The sequence below is a fragment of the Taibaiella lutea genome (assembly GCF_008629695.1).
Taxonomy (GTDB): Bacteria; Bacteroidota; Bacteroidia; order Chitinophagales; family Chitinophagaceae; genus Taibaiella; species Taibaiella lutea.
The window spans coordinates 561,200-579,753 of record NZ_VWSH01000003.1 but is presented as its reverse complement, the minus strand read 5'-3'; the positions used below and the strand labels follow the sequence as shown (position 1 = coordinate 579,753).

General features: G+C 38.8%; 13 protein-coding genes. 5 read left to right on the top strand and 8 right to left on the bottom strand.

All coding sequences use genetic code 11. The features are described from left to right. Positions 1 to 1,776, bottom strand: coding sequence for a T9SS type A sorting domain-containing protein (locus tag F0919_RS13715; RefSeq protein WP_150033338.1), 1,776 nt, complete (start codon positions 1,774 to 1,776; stop codon positions 1 to 3). Positions 1,777 to 1,915: 139 nt separating this feature from the next. Further along, positions 1,916 to 2,251 (bottom strand): tRNA-binding protein, encoded by a 336-nt coding sequence (locus F0919_RS13710; RefSeq protein WP_150033337.1) that lies wholly within the window; start codon positions 2,249 to 2,251, stop codon positions 1,916 to 1,918. 547 nt (positions 2,252 to 2,798) lie between these two features. Between F0919_RS13710 and F0919_RS13705 the strand changes: the two genes are divergently transcribed. From F0919_RS13705 to F0919_RS13690, 4 genes are all read left to right on the top strand, one after another. Continuing rightward, entirely contained in the window at positions 2,799 to 3,965 is a 1,167-nt protein-coding gene (locus tag F0919_RS13705) for an amidohydrolase family protein (protein ID WP_190277393.1), read from the top strand. Between the two features lie 57 nt (positions 3,966 to 4,022). Beyond that, a complete protein-coding gene (locus tag F0919_RS13700; RefSeq protein ID WP_150033335.1) occupies positions 4,023 to 4,655 on the top strand; it encodes a hypothetical protein in 633 nt (210 codons plus the stop codon). Positions 4,656 to 4,925: 270 nt separating this feature from the next. Continuing rightward, on the top strand, positions 4,926 to 6,488 hold the full coding sequence (locus F0919_RS13695) for an HAL/PAL/TAL family ammonia-lyase (RefSeq protein WP_150033334.1): 1,563 nt from the start codon (positions 4,926 to 4,928) through the stop codon (positions 6,486 to 6,488). A gap of 42 nt (positions 6,489 to 6,530) precedes the next feature. Further along, positions 6,531 to 7,712, top strand: coding sequence for a DUF3298 and DUF4163 domain-containing protein (locus F0919_RS13690; RefSeq protein ID WP_150033333.1), 1,182 nt, complete (start codon positions 6,531 to 6,533; stop codon positions 7,710 to 7,712). Between the two features lie 3 nt (positions 7,713 to 7,715). Here the strand turns inward: F0919_RS13690 and F0919_RS13685 are convergent, their stop codons facing one another. From F0919_RS13685 to F0919_RS13665, 5 genes are all read right to left on the bottom strand, one after another. Continuing rightward, a complete protein-coding gene (locus F0919_RS13685) occupies positions 7,716 to 8,594 on the bottom strand; it encodes an OmpA family protein (RefSeq protein ID WP_150033332.1) in 879 nt (292 codons plus the stop codon). Positions 8,595 to 8,639: 45 nt separating this feature from the next. Then, positions 8,640 to 9,506: an OmpA family protein gene (locus F0919_RS13680; protein ID WP_150033331.1), complete on the bottom strand. Its 867-nt coding sequence runs from the start codon at positions 9,504 to 9,506 to the stop codon at positions 8,640 to 8,642. 5 nt (positions 9,507 to 9,511) lie between these two features. Further along, complete coding sequence (gene murI, locus F0919_RS13675) at positions 9,512 to 10,333, bottom strand: glutamate racemase (RefSeq protein WP_150033330.1); 822 nt, start codon at positions 10,331 to 10,333, stop codon at positions 9,512 to 9,514. Positions 10,334 to 10,361: 28 nt separating this feature from the next. Next, on the bottom strand, positions 10,362 to 10,688 hold the full coding sequence (locus tag F0919_RS13670; RefSeq protein ID WP_150033329.1) for a hypothetical protein: 327 nt from the start codon (positions 10,686 to 10,688) through the stop codon (positions 10,362 to 10,364). A gap of 236 nt (positions 10,689 to 10,924) precedes the next feature. Beyond that, positions 10,925 to 14,701: a DEAD/DEAH box helicase gene (locus F0919_RS13665; protein ID WP_150033328.1), complete on the bottom strand. Its 3,777-nt coding sequence runs from the start codon at positions 14,699 to 14,701 to the stop codon at positions 10,925 to 10,927. Between the two features lie 238 nt (positions 14,702 to 14,939). Between F0919_RS13665 and F0919_RS13660 the strand changes: the two genes are divergently transcribed. Continuing rightward, positions 14,940 to 16,601: a helix-hairpin-helix domain-containing protein gene (locus F0919_RS13660; protein WP_150033327.1), complete on the top strand. Its 1,662-nt coding sequence runs from the start codon at positions 14,940 to 14,942 to the stop codon at positions 16,599 to 16,601. Between the two features lie 278 nt (positions 16,602 to 16,879). Here the strand turns inward: F0919_RS13660 and F0919_RS13655 are convergent, their stop codons facing one another. Next, positions 16,880 to 18,487, bottom strand: coding sequence for a DUF349 domain-containing protein (locus F0919_RS13655; RefSeq protein WP_150033326.1), 1,608 nt, complete (start codon positions 18,485 to 18,487; stop codon positions 16,880 to 16,882). Between the last annotated feature and the right edge of the window lie 67 nt (positions 18,488 to 18,554).

Sequence of the window (18,554 nt, the reverse complement as noted above, 5' to 3'; positions counted from 1 at the left end):
TTACTGCGCAACAATGACTTTTACTGATTTGGAATGATCTTTGCTGCGCAACACTAGTATATATACACCAGGTGCAAGGGTTTTATTTATTTGTAAAACTTCTTTCTGATGTCCTTTTGAAAAGCTTTTATTCAGAAAAAAATCCTGAACGGACTGTCCACTCATACTATATAATGATGCGCTTACCTGTCCTGGCTGACATAAGTCAAACTCAACATTCACAATGTCTTTTATGGGGTTGGGATAAAAGGATAAACCCATATCTTTTTTACAGGCAATCTCTCCAAGGTTCAATTCAGTAACTACCCGTTGGACCAGAAATCCTGTTTTCCCATGCATTTCTTCTGATTGACCTGCCCCGAAAACCGTAAAGTGATTTGCATCGGAGATTAATAAATCTGAAAAAAATATTTCTTCTGTCAAGTCATTGCGGGAAGTAAAATAGCCTCCGTTTTTAGGGAAGGTAGTATCTATGTTACAGTCACTATCCAAACGCATGAGGAAGCCAACTGCGGCCGGATTATTTAAGGCTTCTTCGGTGTATTCTATTGAAGGGGTAGATGATTCATTTTTTCTGAATAATATTTCCTCGTCTCCATCCAGATGGTCTTTTAATAGATTCTGATTGGTACCGCATATGAGGAATTTTTTGTCGGGGGTGGGTTGTATGTCATTAGCGAAAGCAATTCCCATTTTCCCAATAATCTGCACGCCTTGATCATGAAATGCCAGATCCGGAACGCCGTCTTTCTCCAGTTTCAAAATATTCAGGCGGTAATAAAAACGTCCATTTTCAGCGTGTGTTTCTATATTACTAAAAAACAACATTGAGCTATTGCCTGACAGCAACGCCTTTACAGGACGTATTTTACTGTCGGGATATTCAAAAATATAGCTTCCCGAATTGCCAAAACTTTTATCTATCCTTCCCCGGGTTGTAAGTCTGGTTATAAATGTTTGTAAGACCGGTTCCACTACACCAGTTGTATAGTCGTGATTATATTTTCCAAATAAAACAATCCGCCCCTCATCATCGAGGAGTGCTGTTACTACATCGTCGCATTTATCAGATAGGTTAATGTGAGCAATGCCGTTCAGCCCGAAACTACTGTCAACAAGCCCATTGGGAAACAGTCGCATCACATAGGATTCTCCATCTGCATAATTTGCTTCGGTATTTTGTTTTCTGGTTACGGCTACAATGAGTATTTTTCCGTCCGGTTGAATTAAAAGTTTTTTGGGTTCTGAATACGTGGTGTCAATCAGTTCCTGCAATTTATTTTCGGTATGAGGTTCGGCTATGCTATAATTGTGAATATTGATGAAGCCGGTATCAGTTGAATTTGGTATTTGAAAGTGTTCATCAATTTCTGCATCGTTACTCAATTTTACAAGGTAGCCGGTATAATAATTGCTTTGTGCTGTTGTACCCAACAGATAAACACCTCCATCTTTGGCATTAGCCAAATCTGATACGAAATTTTCATTTTCTTCATACAGGTAAAAGCTTAGAAAATCGCTTTTGTATGCATTTTTCAAACGCTTTCCTTCAGGGTTGAACAATAAGATACAAGATAATCTTTCTTTATCCTTACGATAAAAGCCACCCAGCATTATGTTGTTATTTTTAAGCCTGACAGCTGATGTGCTTTCGGAGTATTTGGCACTGTCAATATGGAATGTGCTTAAATCACTGTTTTTAATAAATTCCATATTGTCTTGTGCTACGCAAAGGCAGGGGAGCATCAAGAGAAAGGAAGCTAAAAGTTGTTTCATCTTTTTAAATATTTATGTCATAATATATTCCAAAAAGGATTTTATTACACATAAATATAGTAAAATATTCTAAAGGACTTCATAATTTGTTTTTCTGGGAATCATAAAGACTTTCCAACACTAAGTTTGTGATAATTGTTCAGGCAATCTTCGTTCCATTTGCCACTGTTTTATCCAAAGCTGTCAAAACAATATCGCCATTTTCATCTGCAAAACCTGTTACGAGGCATTGGGACAGGAAATCGGCTATTTGTTTCTCAGGAAAGTTGATGACGGCTACAATCTGTTTACCGATTAAGGTTTCGGGCGTATAATGCTTTGTGATTTGAGCACTGCTTTTAAGGATGCCGCAGGGGCCGAAGTCTATTATTAGTTTATAAGCCGGTTTTCTTGCTTTGGGGAATGGATGAACTTCCAGAATAGTGCCTGCGCGTAATTCTACTTTTTCAAAATCGTTCCAGGTAATCGGTTGCATTGTATGTAATATTATGGGCTAAATATACGGAAACAAGATGTTGTAGGTTGCGGTGAATAAGATGATTTCTGTAAAAGAATAATGGTTGATTTCACTGTAGCGTAAGTGAAACGTGAATGAATGGTGTATTGATGCATGAGGTGATTTTTGTAAAACCTGAAATCATTTTCATAGTACACGGGATTCTTTTATTAATGCACGGAACTCTTTTTTAAATACACGGGACTCTTTTGTTAGTTCAGGGAACTCTTTTGTAAATGCACGGAACTGTTTTATAAATATGCGGGATTCTTTTATTAATTCAGGAAACTCTTTTGTTAGTATACGAAACTTTTTTGTTAGTACACGAAACTCTTTTATAAATATACGGGACTCTTTTGTTAATATACGAAACTGTTTTAATAATATAGGGAAGTTTTTTATTAATAAATAGAATAATTATTCAAAAAGCGGGAACAAATGTGTTAAAACGGGAAACAAAGAATGTAAAATAAATTTTCGGGATACGGAATTATCCTTCCAAATTTGCATGGGTATTATAAAACGAATGAAATTGAAATATTACAGCGCTTCGCAAATACATAATGGTAAACAATGGCTGCCACAGGGCAGTGTAATTGCCATATCAGATGATGGAACGGTTATGGATGTGTTATCGGAAAATGATATTCCTGCAGCGGATATTATACATCTGGAGGGTGTGCTTTGTCCGGGTTTCGTAAATGCGCATTGCCATATAGAATTGTCGCACATGAAAGGGGTTGTGAAAGAAGGGACAGGTCTTGTTCCTTTTTTGCAAAGTGTGGTGTCGGAGCGGAACAAGTTTACGGAGGAAGATAAACAAGCGGGTATTGTATCTGCTTTGAAGGAGATGAGGGAGAATGGCATTGTAGCTGTAGGCGATATTGCAAATGGTACGGATACGTTGCCTTACAGGACGGAGGCTGATTTTCATATCCATACTTTTGTAGAGGCGCTTGGATTTTCAAATGAAAATATTGAGCAGCGGTTTGCATGGCCTGAAAATGTTTATCGGCAATTCGCTGCTCAGCAATCGGTAAGGGAAGGGCAGATTTTAAGGCAATCTATTGTGCCTCATGCGCCTTATTCTGTTTCGGAAGGAATGTTTAAAGCAATTGATGGGTTTGATGAGGGCAGCCTGATTTCCATACATAATGAAGAAACGGCTGCGGAGAATGAATTTTATGAAGAGGGGACGGGCCAGATGTTTGAGCTTTATGAAACATTGAAGATTGATGCGGGTTTCTTTGAGGCTTCGGGCAAGACTTCGTTGCAGACTTATCTTCCCTGGCTGGCAAAATCGCATCCGCTGATGTTGGTTCATAATACTTTTATGAATGCGGAGGATGTAAAGGTATTGAAAGAGAGTGGGAGGGAATTTTACTTATGTGTATGCCCGAATGCCAATTGGTATATAGAACAAAGGATGCCGCCGGTAAAGCTTTTTATGGAAAGCGGCTTACCTGTTTGCTTGGGAACAGATAGTTATTCTTCGAATCATGAGCTGAATATCTGGAGCGAAATAGAGTGCATTCAAAAATATTTTCCCGAAATAGGCCTGGAAATTTTGTTGACCTGGGCTACTTATAATGGAGCAAAGGCATTGCAAATGAACACAATAGGTTTGATTGAGAAGGGTAAAAGGCCCGGCCTGGTACTTATTAGAGAAAATAAAATTGAAAGAATTTTGTAAGAAAATTAATTTCTGGCACGCTATTTGATTATAGTAAATATATAATCAAATAGAGAAATGAAAATACAGCAATTAATTACCTTATCGGGTATTGCATTTTTACTGGTGAATGCTACCGTGAATGCACAGTCTATACAGGAAACAACTGTAAAATTTGATAAAAATAATGTAAACGCGATTGTTGCCGAGTATAAGCGGCCTGAATCGGTTATGGAGGATGCATTGAAAGCGCAGGTGGATAAAGAGGGGTTCGGGAAGTATGATAAAAAGAAGGGTTATTGGTCTTATATCAATATACATTGGAAGCGTACCGGAAATTTATCGCTTGATATTTATTTTAAAGTAGATGGCAACAAAAGCAAATCTACGATTACGGTATTGGTGTCGAAAGGATATAACAATTTCACAAGTTCGGCTACGGATCCTGAAATTATAAATACGGTCAGAGAGTTCTTAAAGGACCTTGAAAGCACTGCTACGGATGTTCAGTTTGCATTGGATGTGAAAGCACAACAGGAAATGGTAGCTGACGCGGAAAAGCGTTATAACAATGCTATTAGCGACAGTACTGATCTGGTTAATCAAAAGCAAAAGTTAGAGAATAAAATAGTACAACAAAGTTCTGAGGTGCAATCCAAGCGTCAGGAATTAGAGCAACACAAGCAAAAGCTTGATGGAATGAAGCAATAGAATGGGATTTGAATGTATATTTTTTAGAGGATAGGGTGAAACCCTATCCTTTTCTGTGTCGTCCTTTCAGGACTTGTGGATATGTGTGGCGAACGTGTATATAGCAAGGCGAATAAATTTTACAATATATTGATAATGGTAATCTTCAGAAATAAAATCATGAAGGTTGCCATTTTTCTTTAGGAACAATTTGGGTCTTAATCAAAGTATTTTAATATTACATTTGCGGTCAGCACTATAAAATTAACAGAAAGAAATAACCTGAATCACATGGCCCCCATTGGCAACGCTATATTGGAATTAGAAACGCTGGAGCAAATTGTATTGCAAAAGGAAACGGTAAGTCTTAACGCATCTGCATTGGATGCGGTTAATGATTGTTTTGATTTTTTGGAAGCTTTTGCGCAGGACAAGCTTATATATGGTATCAATACCGGTTTTGGGCCTATGGCGCAATACAGGATTGAAGACAAAGAGCGTATTCAGTTGCAACTGAATCTTATCAGAAGCCATAGCAGCGGCATGGGACAGTTGTTAAGTCCTTTGCAGGCGCGGGCAACTATGCTGGCGAGGCTTAATACTATGATGCGCGCTTATTCGGGCATTCATACGGATGTGGTGAAGCTTATGGCTGAACTGATTAACCATGAAGCTTATCCTTGTATTTATCAGCATGGAGGGGTAGGCGCGAGCGGTGATTTGGTACAACTGGCTCATCTGGCTTTGGGCTTGATTGGGGAAGGGCATTTTCAGTTCAGGGGGGAAATTGTAAAGGCAAGTGTTGTTTATGAAACGTTGAAGCTAAAACCGCTGCAAGTGCGTATCAGAGAAGGTTTGGCTATGCTGAACGGGACTTCTTCGATGACGGGAATCGGCGCTATTAATGTTGTGCATGCAAGGAAGTTACTGACGGGGCAGATTTTATTTTCATTGATGGTAAATGAAATTATGGAGGCTTATGATGATCATTTCTCTGAAGAGCTGAATGGTGTAAAGCTGCATAAAGGCCAGCAACGGGTTGCGAAGGCAATGCGTGTCATCTCGAATAAAAGTCAGTTGCTACGCAAACGGCATGAATATCTTTATGATAAAAAGGTTACGGAAAGTGTACTGGAGGATAAGGTGCAGGAGTATTATTCTTTGAGGTGTGTGCCGCAGATTCTTGGCCCGGTTTATGATACGATTGAATACAGTGCAAAAATAATAACGCAGGAATTAAACTCGGTGAATGATAATCCTGTTATAGATTATAAGAACAAGAACATTTTTCACGGGGGTAATTTTCACGGAGATTATGTGTCTCTTGAGATGGATAAATTGAAGATTGCTGTTACGAAATTAGGCATGCTGGCAGACAGGCAACTGAACTTTTTGTTGAACCCGAGCCTGAATAAAAAATTGCCTGCGTTTATAAACGCGGGTGTGTTAGGGTTGAATTTCGGAGTGCAGGGCATGCAGTATCCCGCTGTTTCAAATGTGGCGGAAAATCAGACGTTGAGTAATCCGATGTATATTCACAGTATTCCGAATAACAACGACAATCAGGATATAGTAAGCATGGGAACCAATGCGGCATTGATTTGCAGCAAGGTTATTGAAAATACGTTTGAGATATTATCGGTACACGCTTTGGCAATTATACAGGCTATTCATTATAAGGGTTTTGTTGAAAAGCTTTCGCCGGCAACGCGTTGGATGTATGATGAACTGAGTGTGCTGGCGCCGCCATTTGTAGAAGATACTCCATCTTATGAACGTCTTGGGAAGGTAAAGCAGTGGCTGATGGAAACGGAGGTGGGAGAGAAGATGAAAGCTTTGTTAGGCTTTGAATAATATCAAAGAGGTCTTTTACTTTTTTATAAAGGATACATATCAATGAAACTGTCAAATCGCATAATTTCTTTTATAGCTGCACTGATTACGGTGAGCATTTTCAGCCTTTCCTGTGGAAATAACAAGTCTTCAAATACTAATGGGACAAGCATACCGACGGAAAGTGCGGGCGAAAATCTGTCTTTGGATTTTTATAAAAGACTGGAAGGAACTATTGCGAATCAGCCTGTAGTAATGCATCTGCATTGTTATAAAGGAGAATTGCAGGGAACTTATTACTATGTAAAACAGGGTAAACTGATAACGTTGACGGGAACATTGGATAGTCTTCACCCAGGTAATTTCCGGTTGAAGGAGTATAGTGATGAAAATGAAAGCGACAATTATCCTGCATTGGATTGTGTATATGAATCAGGACAGATAAAGGGTAGCTGGCGAAGTGCTGATGGTAAGAAAAGTTATTTGATTGAGCTTAAAGAAATATATCCTCAGGGCAGCATGAAATTTTCTGTACTGAGTTTGCGGCAGGAAATACAAGCCATTCCGGGTGTTGACAGTTCGCCTGTTGCAACTGTTAATAAAAGCCTGATTATTCCGGAGAATGATAGGGCAGCCAATGAATGGCTGTCGGTTCAGATAGTAAAAATTATTAACGGCGATACTCTGTCAAAGAGTAATGATATTGCGGATGCAGGGAAAAAATTGAATGCTGTTTTTGCTAAGGGTTATGAGGCTGATTTGAAAGAGGCCAAAGCGGATGGGTTTGATATTTCGGAACGTTTCGGTTATGATGATTTATTGCAGCTTTCCATTTTGTATAACGAAAATGACTTTTTGGTTATCGACAATTCTTTTTACAGTTATACGGGAGGGGCGCATGGTTTTGGCGGTGATAGTTATTATTGTTTTGATGTTCAGCATAAAAAGAAGCTTGGAATATATGATATTCTCAGCGCTGATTCAGCACAACTGCAACCTATAGTGGAAGCTGCATTCAGGAGAGACCGGCATTTAGGCCCAACTGATTCGCTGAACGAAATATTGTTTGAAAATCATTTGGCGACGACTGATAATTTTTATTTTACGCCGACAGGTATAGGCTTCACGTATCTTCCTTATGAGGTAGCTTCTTATGCGGATGGCTCTATATTTGTGTTTGTGCCTTATTCGGATTTAAGAAAATATATTCAACCGTGGTTTGCGGAAAGGCTGAAATTGAATTAAAGCTTATTTCTCTAAAATTCTTATTTCGACTCTGCGGTTTATTTGCCCTTGTTCGGATGTCTGTTCATTATCAAGAATAGGGTGTGTACGTCCGAACCCTGTGTACTCAAGTCTTTCAGGGCTTATGCCATGTTTTATCAAAACGGCGCGCAGTTCTGCTGCCCTGGCTACGGATAGCTGCCAGTGGGGTGTATTTTCAAAATAACCATCCGGGTAAATGCAGCAGCAGACGTGGCCCTCCAATCTTATCTTTAATGTAGGATGTGATTTTAATACCTGAATAAGGTTATCTACTTCTGGATAGGAAGCGGGGAGAATTATTTTTAAGCCGGGATAGAAACTAATATTTTTCAGGTTGATGGTATCTCCTATTTTAAGGTTGTCATAATCAATGGCGGTTATGTTCTGGGCAGTATTTGCAGGTGTTTTATCAAGTAAAGGGGGCGCTGATGTTTTAGGTAGTGGTTTTTGAGGTTTTATATTTGTATTGGCAGATGTTGATTTTATAATAAAGATGTCTGTTCTTCTGCTTTCAGGGTCGCCATCTTCACCGGATTTTTTTGCGGTAACCTGACCGGCACCAACGCATTGCATGATGTTTGTTTCGGGAAAACCGTTGACCACAAGATAATGCAACACAGTTTTTGCTCTCTTTTCCGACAATAAAAGATTGGGGTCTTCATTGCCTAAATAATCTGCATGGCCGTATATCAGCATCCGGTTATTGCTGAAGTTGGCGATGATTGAATCAAGGAGTTGTTTGTCTTTGTTATCTAATTGGGATGTGCCGATGGTATAATGTAACTGAATGGTGTCGAAGTATTGTGCATGGCCATTAAGTGCTAAAAACAAAGAGAAGATAAGGAAGATGAATTTTAGCATAGCCTTGCAATTGATAGATTCGGGATATAAATATAACGGAAAATACTACTTTTCCATTATCCTTATTTCTACCCTTCTGTTGGCCTGTGCCTGGTCGGGTTGTATCTCCTGCTGAAAAATGGGTTTGGTATGCCCAAAGCCAACGTAGGAAAGTCTTTCGGGATTGATGCCTTTTATTGTAAGTAATGTTTTTACCATTAAGGCGCGCTTTACGGATAAGATCCAATTCGGGGTATCTTCAAAAAAACCATCAGGGTAAAGACTGCAGCAAACGTGTCCTTCCAGTTTTATTTTCAATGTAGGATGCTGGCTCAATATATCATATAGATTGTTCAGCTCGTCAAACGAGGCAGGTAAGACAGTATCTGTGCCGGGAACGAAACTTATATTTTTGAGGGTAATAATATCTCCTACTTTTAGTTTCTTATAATCGATTTCGGTTACTTTTTTGACAGGCTCTATTTTAACTATGGTATGAACATCGGGAACCGGCAACGATTTTAATGTACTTTTTATCAATGTTCCTTTTGTTATGAAAATATCCACTCTTCTGTTTTTGGAGTTTTCTTTGAATTCTTTATTCATGGTTTCAACAGGCTGGCCTACTCCGATAGAATGTATAACCTGTGTTTCAGGAAATCCTCTGTCAACTAAGTATCTTAAAACGGCGTTCGCTCTTTTGGCCGAAACGAGATTATTGCTGTTTTCATTACCGTTGTAATCAGCATGACCGTCAATCAGTATTCTTCTGTTGCTGAAATTTTCAACGACGGAATCTAATAAGTGTCTTTGATGGTTGTTGAGTTTAAACGAATCTTTCGTGTAATATAATTGTATCAGCTCGAAATTCTGAGCAGAGGCTTGTATCGAAAACAGGAAGCCAAGAAATAATAAAATAAGATTTTTAACCATAGAATTTATAACTCTAAATGTACATGTTGTGCTTTGACTGCTTCTCCGAAAAATGTAGTTGCATGCTCTTCAAAGTCTTTTACATCGTCAGTTGTGTAAAATGCTTTAAACCCGGTTTTGGTAATACGGTTGTCCAACGTTGAATGCCTTTGCAGATAATCTACCAGGCTGTTTGCCACAATCGGACCTTGTGAAATAAGCTTTACATTTCCGGGTAAATATTTTTCAATTTTATCTTTCAATAAAGGGTAGTGTGTGCAGGCTAACAATACGGTATCAATGTTTGCATCTTGCTTAAACAGTTGCTCAATATCCTGTTGAATAATTTTATCGACTGCATCACTTTTATAATCGCCGCTTTCGACAAAGGGCACCCATAAGGGACAGGCATGTTGAAACACCTGAATATCGGGATAGAAGTTAGCAATTTCTTTCAGATAAGATTCGGATGTGACTGTACCTTTTGTTGCCAAAATACCTACTTTCTTTGTTTGGGTATATTCACCAATAATTTCAGCACTGGGCCTTATTACACCCAAGACTCTGTTTTCAGGATTTAAATCCGGCAAATCATTTTGCTGAATGCTGCGCAGCGCTTTTGCAGATGCGGTATTGCAAGCTACAATCACTAACGGACAACCTTGCTCAAAAAACCATTCAACACATTCCAGGGTATATTCATAAACGGTTTCGAAAGAACGATTGCCATAGGGCGCACGTGCATTATCTCCCAGATAGATATAATCGTATTGAGGCATCTTATCTGCAATAGAACGGAAAACGGTTAGCCCGCCATAACCTGAATCGAATATGCCAATGGGTTGCATTTGATTTTTTATTTTTTTCTTGATGTTTTTATCCTTCTACCTCTCCCAACTCTATTTCACCAACTTTAAAGCCTAAGATATTTGTTGCAATTTCTTTAATCTTTTTTGACCATATCAACCATTCTTCGTCATTCATAAATCCGGAGAAATGAAGTCCGCCTGGTTCTACAGAAGCTAAGATGTGTTTTTCATTTTCATTAAAACTAAACCAATATGGTATATTAACTTCTCCCATCGAACCTCCTTCTCCAAATCCTAACCAACCTTCAAGTTGCTGATAGATATCCGGCATTTTATCCCAAACATTTTTACCTGCATCATATCTGATATTCAAATTCATTTCTTGTCCCGACATACAATTAGGAGTATTATAAATGAAAAGTATTTAAAAACGAATTATAAAATTAAGGCAGCCCATCTGAATTACTTTATAGTTTATCTATTAAAGAAATTGAAATTACGATTTCTTTTAAAGGCTAAATTAGTAAGATTCAGAGAGTCTTTTATCCCCCGATTTGCGGTAATAGCAAGTTTTATTTATAAAAAACAAATCTTAAAATTAAGGCAACCCGTTTGGATTGCCTTTAAAATTTAACTCAATAAGTAAGATAAATCGTCTCGTGTCAGTTGTTTCATGAAGGCATTGCCGTCATCTGCAATCAGTTCTTTTACAAGGGTGAGTTTACGTTCCTGCAGCAACATGATTTTTTCTTCGATGGTGTCTTTACAAATCAGGCGGTATGCAAAAATGTTTTTCGTCTGTCCGATACGGTGCGTACGGTCAATGGCTTGCTGCTCTACTGCCGGGTTCCACCAAGGATCAACGATATAAACATAATCTGCCGCTGTTAAGTTAAGACCTACACCACCTGCTTTCAATGAAATAAGAAATACACGGCAATCTTCTTCATGCTGAAAGGCCTGAATAGCCTTTTCTCTTTCTGTGGAAGATGTGCTGCCATCAAAGTAAACATAAGGAATGCTCTGCTTTTCTAATTCATCTTTAATCAAACCAAGCATGCCTAAGAATTGAGAGAACACCAAAGCTTTGTGGTTGCCGGTATTTTCTGTTAGTTCACGCACCAGTTCTTCAATCTTAACGGAATGATTTTCATATTTTTCATCTTCATTAAGGATAGCAGGAGAATCGCAAATCTGGCGTAGTTTCATCAATCCTGTCAGGATGCTTAGTTGCGAACGCTCCATACCTTTTTCATCAATTTCACCCAATATTTTACTGCGGAAGCTATTGCGGTAAGCATCGTAAATCTTACGTTGTTTCGTACCCATTTCGCAGAATAAAACCATTTCGGATTTTTCAGGCAAATCAGGCGCCACTTGCTCTTTGGTACGACGTAATAAGAAAGGATGTATCAGTTTACGCAAATGTTTCTTTGCATCATCTTCCTGCATTTTATCAATCGGCGTCGCAAATTCATTTCTGAAAAATTCCATGGAACCCAGCATACCGGGATTCAGGAAGTTCATTTGTGCATATAAGTCGAACGTATTATTCTGAACCGGCGTACCGCTCAATGCAAGCCTGTTTTTGCTTTGCAGCAACAAAGAAGCTTTCGCCACTTGCGATGTCGGATTTTTTATAGCTTGCGATTCATCGAGTACTACATAATCAAACTGTACCTGCGACAACATTTTAATATCACTGCGTAAAGTGCCATAAGTAGTAATGATTAAGCGCGTATCGCCAAAATCTTCCATCTTATTGCGGCGTTGCGGGCCATGATGAATCTGGTAGGTAATATCCGGTGTGAATTTCTTTATCTCGTTTTCCCAGTTATAAATCAATGTTGTAGGACATGCAACAAGGAATTTTGCCTGCGGGTTCTGGTTTTGATAATGCTGCAGGAAGGTCAAGGTCTGCAAGGTTTTACCAAGACCCATGTCATCTGCCAGAATACCGCCCCAGCCAATCTCACTCAGGAATGACATCCACTGGAAACCAGCCTGTTGGTATGGCCTTAGCTCTGCATGAACGTTGTCAGGATAACCAATTGGAGTCGTGACATTTTCAAAATCGAAATCCAATAATTTTTCACGTTTCTCTGCCAATTCAGACAATACCTGCAAGTCACTGATTTCTTCGCTCAAGCCTTCGATAGCAGAGAAATGGAATTTCTTTAAACGTATTTTATTAGGAGCTGTGGTGGTTCCCAATTTTATCATTAAAGCATATTTCTCCATCCAGTCTTCAGACAATAAACCAATACTGCCATCTTTCAGGTTTACGAAATTTTGTTTTTTACCTAATGCCTTTTTTACATCGGCAATGCTTACGCCTTCGTCACCAAAGCTCAATTCCAAATCGGCATCAAACCAATCAATGCCGCTGCTTATCTGCAATTGCATTTTTGGTTTATTAGGATTGATACGTAATTGCTTCAACGTTTCATAACCCAATATTTTCACATTGGCCTCCGCTAAAGTATCCATAAAACTGAAATACCAGTTTCCTTTCAGGGCTTCATTTGAAGGCAATAAAAAGGAATGCGATTTTCTGCTTTCCTGCATTAATGGGTGCAAATGCCGCAGCATGGTGAGGAAAGTTTGTTCTGTAGCCTCGTTGCGTTCGTGCACTACAACTTTCCCATTGACAGCCGTCACTGCAGGTGTATAATCAAGCCATTGTTTTTCTACGCCGTCGTAATCAAAGATGGGTTTGAATACCATCATCTTGTCAGTTTCACGGAGGTATAATTTCAGTTCAGGATCTACTTCTGTTGCCGTTTCTTTCAATGCTTCATCAAAAATGATAGCTGTATTTCCGGACAATGGCAATAATTCATTTTTGAGATAATCAGCCCAATCTTCTGCTGCAATTCTGACGATACCGTCTTTATTGAATTGCTCCATTACGGCAACAACATCCAGGTTTTCTGCTGTATGATAATTATTATCGATACGGATAAGGGCGCTGTTTACAACTGTTACATCGTTATAATGAAAGACATCTTCGCCTAATGCAAAACGAACTTCCAGCATCACATCACCATTGTCTTCTGCCGAAGGTGCAACATGAATCTGTGTCTGGAAAAGCTTTTGGGAGAAATGTGCTTTTACAAGATTACCTGTAACAAAGTATTTTCCTTCGGGTAAATAATATACAAAAGGATAACTGGAAAAATGTTCACATAAACGTTGGTAGCGTGGTAAATAGAAATCCCAGACTTGCTTACGTAATTCATCATTCGGCACTTCCATCAATTCTTTTGGCAAAGAATCCCAGAACTCACCGAATGGCGTATCGCGTTTTATAAATTTAAACAACTCATCAGGACTTTGTTTCCTCAATGCTGTTACTAACAATTTATCGCGGTCTTGCAAACCTGCGGGATTGATATAAGCAGTCGCTTCAATTTTCTCAACAGTGCCGGTATAGCCTTCGCCATTTTCATCAGGCTCTCCGCTTAATAAATCAAAATTTGTAAAAGGAAAATATTGGCTCTGGCTTGCTTCCATCAGTACGCCCATCCTGCGTTTGGAAGTAGGCGTATCTGCAACTGCAAAAACCTTTTCTTCTCTTTTGTAGGTTGAAACTGGCTGTGGTGCGGCCATTGCGATTTTCTTGATGGAAGTATCCAGGACACGCAGGAATGGTTTTCCATCATGATAAGAAAAGTCGAACTTGTTGGTCAAATCGTCTTTCAAGCTGTAACCATACAGGTTCAATAACTTTTCTTTTTGCGTATCCCAGTTGCGTAATGTGCTGAAATAATGCCCGCCATGTTTATTTAAAACATCCAAAAACACTGCTGCTTTGTGGACGCATAACGGATATTTTTTCTCATCACAATCACAGGATGTATCAAAATAACGTTCTTCGTTTTGTTTAATATAAAGTTCAAATTTCTTGCCTTCCGCATCTTTCACTTCAGCTTTAACGGCGTCGTTCTTTGCTTCAAGAATTTTGATACCCTTATTTTCAATAATGGCTTCTGCGCGTTCAAAAATACCTGCGGAAGAAAACAGTTTAATGAAATGCGTTGTGATTTGACGCATGCGTATAGTCGTATGTTTTTGGTCATACGCTAAATTTACATTGTCAAAGTAACCGCTTTGCAATAAATCGTTCAACTGAAACAAAGCCGCCGCTTCATGTCTGCATACCGTTCCCATATTGTAAGGACATTGGCAACGCAGGTTCAGCTTTTTAGGGTCTAAGTAATTCTGAACTGTTACTTTATAATAATTGCTATATACATCATTACGAACACGAAAGGAAACCTGTTCGATAAGTGTATCATTTTCTAACATCTGTACGCCGGAAGTATGAAAGATTCTCTTTCCTCGTCTGATGACTTCGTCTGTGGCGTTATGATAAACGTGTTTAATTAAATCTGGTAGGGACATTTTCTGAGCTATCTATTCTATAGGCCTTTTGAAAAAAGCAAGCGGCAAAGTTACGGCAAAAGCAGTAGAAAAGGTGCAGGAAATATGTGACCCGATAAATTTATTGAATCAGGAAAGAATTTTCAAAGCTTTATTGCAGTACAATTGTTATTTGTCAGCCTGGCTGAGGTCGCTAATAAATGCATTTTTAAGTAGGATAAATCCCGAATTTCATATTGTTTCTTTTTAGCTTTGCCCTATGAGCAACCAGATTATCGCGGATATCTTCGACCTTTTAGCCAAATTGATGGAAATTCATGGCGAGAATAGTTTTAAGGTTAAAACATATAGTATTGCTGCTTTTCGTTTGGAAAAGATTGCAGACCAGGTGGCGTTGATGACGCCTGAACAAATGAGTACTATTCCAAATATTGGTGCAGCTGTTGTCCAGAAAATTCAGGAAATATTAGAGACGGGCGGTCTTGCTGTTCTGCAGGAATATCTGGAAAAGACACCACCCGGCGTTGTTGAAATGTTGAGTATTAAAGGGATAGGGCCAAAGAAAATTGCTTTGCTTTGGAAAGAGTTAGGTGCGGAATCTATCGGTGAACTGGAATATGCCTGTAATGAAAACCGTTTGGTAGCATTAAAAGGTTTTGGTGCAAAAACGCAGGAAAGCATTTTAAAAAGTATTGCATTCATTCGCAGCAATCAGGGTTTTTGTCTCTGGTCGGAAGCCGAAACTTTTGCAACTCAAATCTGGAAGAAACTAAGAACTGTTTATCCCGATAATCAAACTGATTATACAGGTGATTACAGGCGGCAAATGCCAACTATGTCTTCCATTGATTTCATCACTGATTTATCAATAGAGCAATTAAAAGCTCAGCTTGGGCGTATTCCGGAGGTTTCATTTACAGAAGAAGCTACACAACTTTCCGTTCATATTCCAAATGCACCTTTAGTTTTATTTCAATTATGTAATGCAGAAGAATTTCTGTTGCATCAATTTTACTCAAGCGCATCACCGGCATTCCTGGAAGCTTTTGATAATAAATTCAAAGTACCGGAAATAATTAGAGACGAAGCTGAAATCTTTACTCAAAACAAGTTGCAATACATTCCGCCTTATTTAAGGGAAACAACTTCGATTCTCGAGAAAGCTGCAACACAGGAGTTGCCAATGCTTATTCAACCCGGCGATATAAAAGGCATTATTCATAACCACAGCACTTATAGCGATGGTATTCATACTTTGGAACAGATGGCGAATGCCACGCGTGATAAGGGTTACGAATATCTGGTTATAAGCGACCATAGCAAGACGGCATCTTATGCAGGAGGTTTGCAGGTTGAAAAAGTGATGGCGCAACATGAAGAAATTGAGAAGCTGAATCAAAAGATGGCGCCTTTCAAAATCTTCAAAAGTATTGAGTCCGATATTTTAGGCGACGGCTCTCTGGATTATGAACCTGAAGTTTTAGCAACCTTTGATTTAGTGGTTGCTTCTGTCCATAGTAATCTTAAAATGACAGAAGAGAAGGCTATGCAACGCTTACTCACCGCCATTCAAAATCAATATACCACAATTTTAGGTCATCCAACGGGAAGATTATTATTGTCGAGGGAAGGTTATCCGGTTGATTATAAATTGCTGATAGATGCTTGTGTGGCACATAATGTTGTTATTGAAATAAATGCGCATCCCCGTCGGCTGGATTTGGATTGGTCCTGGCTATCCTACGCAATGGAACAAGGAGCAATGGTATCTATTGATCCTGATGCACATTCAATGGACGGAATTGATTTGGTGAAATATGGTGTTTTGGCTTCGCAAAAAGGCGGTTTGACTAAGGAACGTAATTTAAGTTCTATGGGATTGGCGGAGTTTGAGCGTTTTTTGGCGGAACGGAAAAAGTAATCCTTATTGTTTCAATATCGTTTTAAGTGCTGGTGTAAACCTTATAGGTTTTAAAAACCTATAACGGTTAGCTAAAAGAAAACAGTATGAAAAGCAATTTCTTAATTAAACGACACCATCATAATCACATTTATTAATGCAATTCAGTTTTGATAGACCGGAGTAATCTGAATTTAGATTTGGCAACTTTTTAAAAGTTGTCAAATCTTTATACCTAAACAACAAAAAACTCGCTACAATATTTCATTGTAGCGAGTTTTAATTTATAAATCATTCAATTAAGATATCGTTTTCTCTTCCTTTGCTTCCCCTCTTTTTTGCTGTAATTCTTCCAGTTGCTTACTTACTTCTTCCACTTTTTCTCTGCGTGCCGGCAATTTCTTTTCAATCTGCTGAATCAGATTTTCAAGATGCTTACGTAATTCATCTTCCTTGTGGCCTTCGCCTGTAGTGTTTTTAAGCGATTCTGTGAATTCAGCCAATTTAGCTTCTTCATCTTCCAATTCTTCCTTTATTTTACCTAAGAATTGCTCTGTTTGTGTCAATCTTACATCCAATTGATTTTGGAAACGTGCTTTACGTTTATCCCTGTCCTCATCCTTACGTTTGAAAAAATGATGGCGGGCAGAAATAAATTTCTCCCAAACTACATCTCCATATTCACGTGGGATATGACCTATTTTTTTCCATTCAGTCATTAGCTCATTCATCTCTTCAGTTGCTTCTCTCCAGTTATTGGAGTTTTTCAATTCTTCCGCACGATTGAGCAAAGCTTGCTTTTGAGCGTAGTTATCTTCCAGATTAACTTTGAAAGTTTCGGCGCTCTGTCTTTTTGCAGAGAAGAATTTATCTCTTGCAACCTGCAAACGGTTCCACAACTCATCAGCTTTTTCATAAGGCACCTTACCAACGGCTTTCCATTCGTCCATAATAGTACCTAACGTCAGTGTAGTTTCTTTCCAATCGATGCTGTCACTAAGTGTTTCAGCTTTTTCAACCAAAGCAAGTTTCAGATTATAATTCGCTTCCTGCTCGCCTTGTATATGTTCAAAATGTAGTTTCTTTCTGTCAAAGAATGCATTGCGTGCATTAATGAAACGATTCCATAATTCTTCGTTTTTATCATGAGATGCAACGCGGCCAATTGTTTTCCATTGGTCCATCAATTCTTTCATCACATCAGATGATTTGCGCCAATCATCTGATTGAGCATGCTTTTCAGCCGTTTCGCAGATTTCAAGTTTAAGGTCAAGATTTTGCATCATATCTTGTTCCACACCTTCCTGGTGTTGACGTTTGCGTTCGTAAAAATGATTGCGTGCCTTTTCAATACGCTCCCAAAGTTTATCGCTACGTCCTTTGTCAGCCGGGTTAGCATGCTTCCATTCTTCAACCAGTTCCCTGTAAGCATCGGTAGTTGCTTTCCAATCTTCTGAATCCTGTATAGACTCTGCCTTTTCAGCCAGTTTTAATTTTTCAGCATAATGTGTATCATATAAAGACTGAACCGTTTTCTCTTTCTCCTCAAGGCTTTCGTAGAACGGAACATAATCACCAATTGCATTTGCTCTCTGGATATAATCCTTTAAGCGGGAAACCTTGCCGCTCAGCTTTAATTTATCTTCTGTCTGTTCCCACTCGGTATTCAATTCCTGAACCTTGCCTTCCACTTCTTTGAACTTCTCTGCCAGAGCGGTTGTTACGGTTGCAAAGTTCTCTGCATTAATTCCTGCAAGGATTCTTTCCGGGCCATATTTGTTGGCATTCAGAACTAATTCCTGCGAATCATTCAGGGAACAAAATTCTTTACCTGCAAAGCTTAACTCATTCCACATTTCAGGTGTAATTTGATTGTCTGCATTTTGAATCGGCTGCTGTGTAGTCATAACATTAATAAATTTACTGTAACGATTTTTTGCAATTTTTCAGGTTCTTTAAAGTCAATAAATCTAC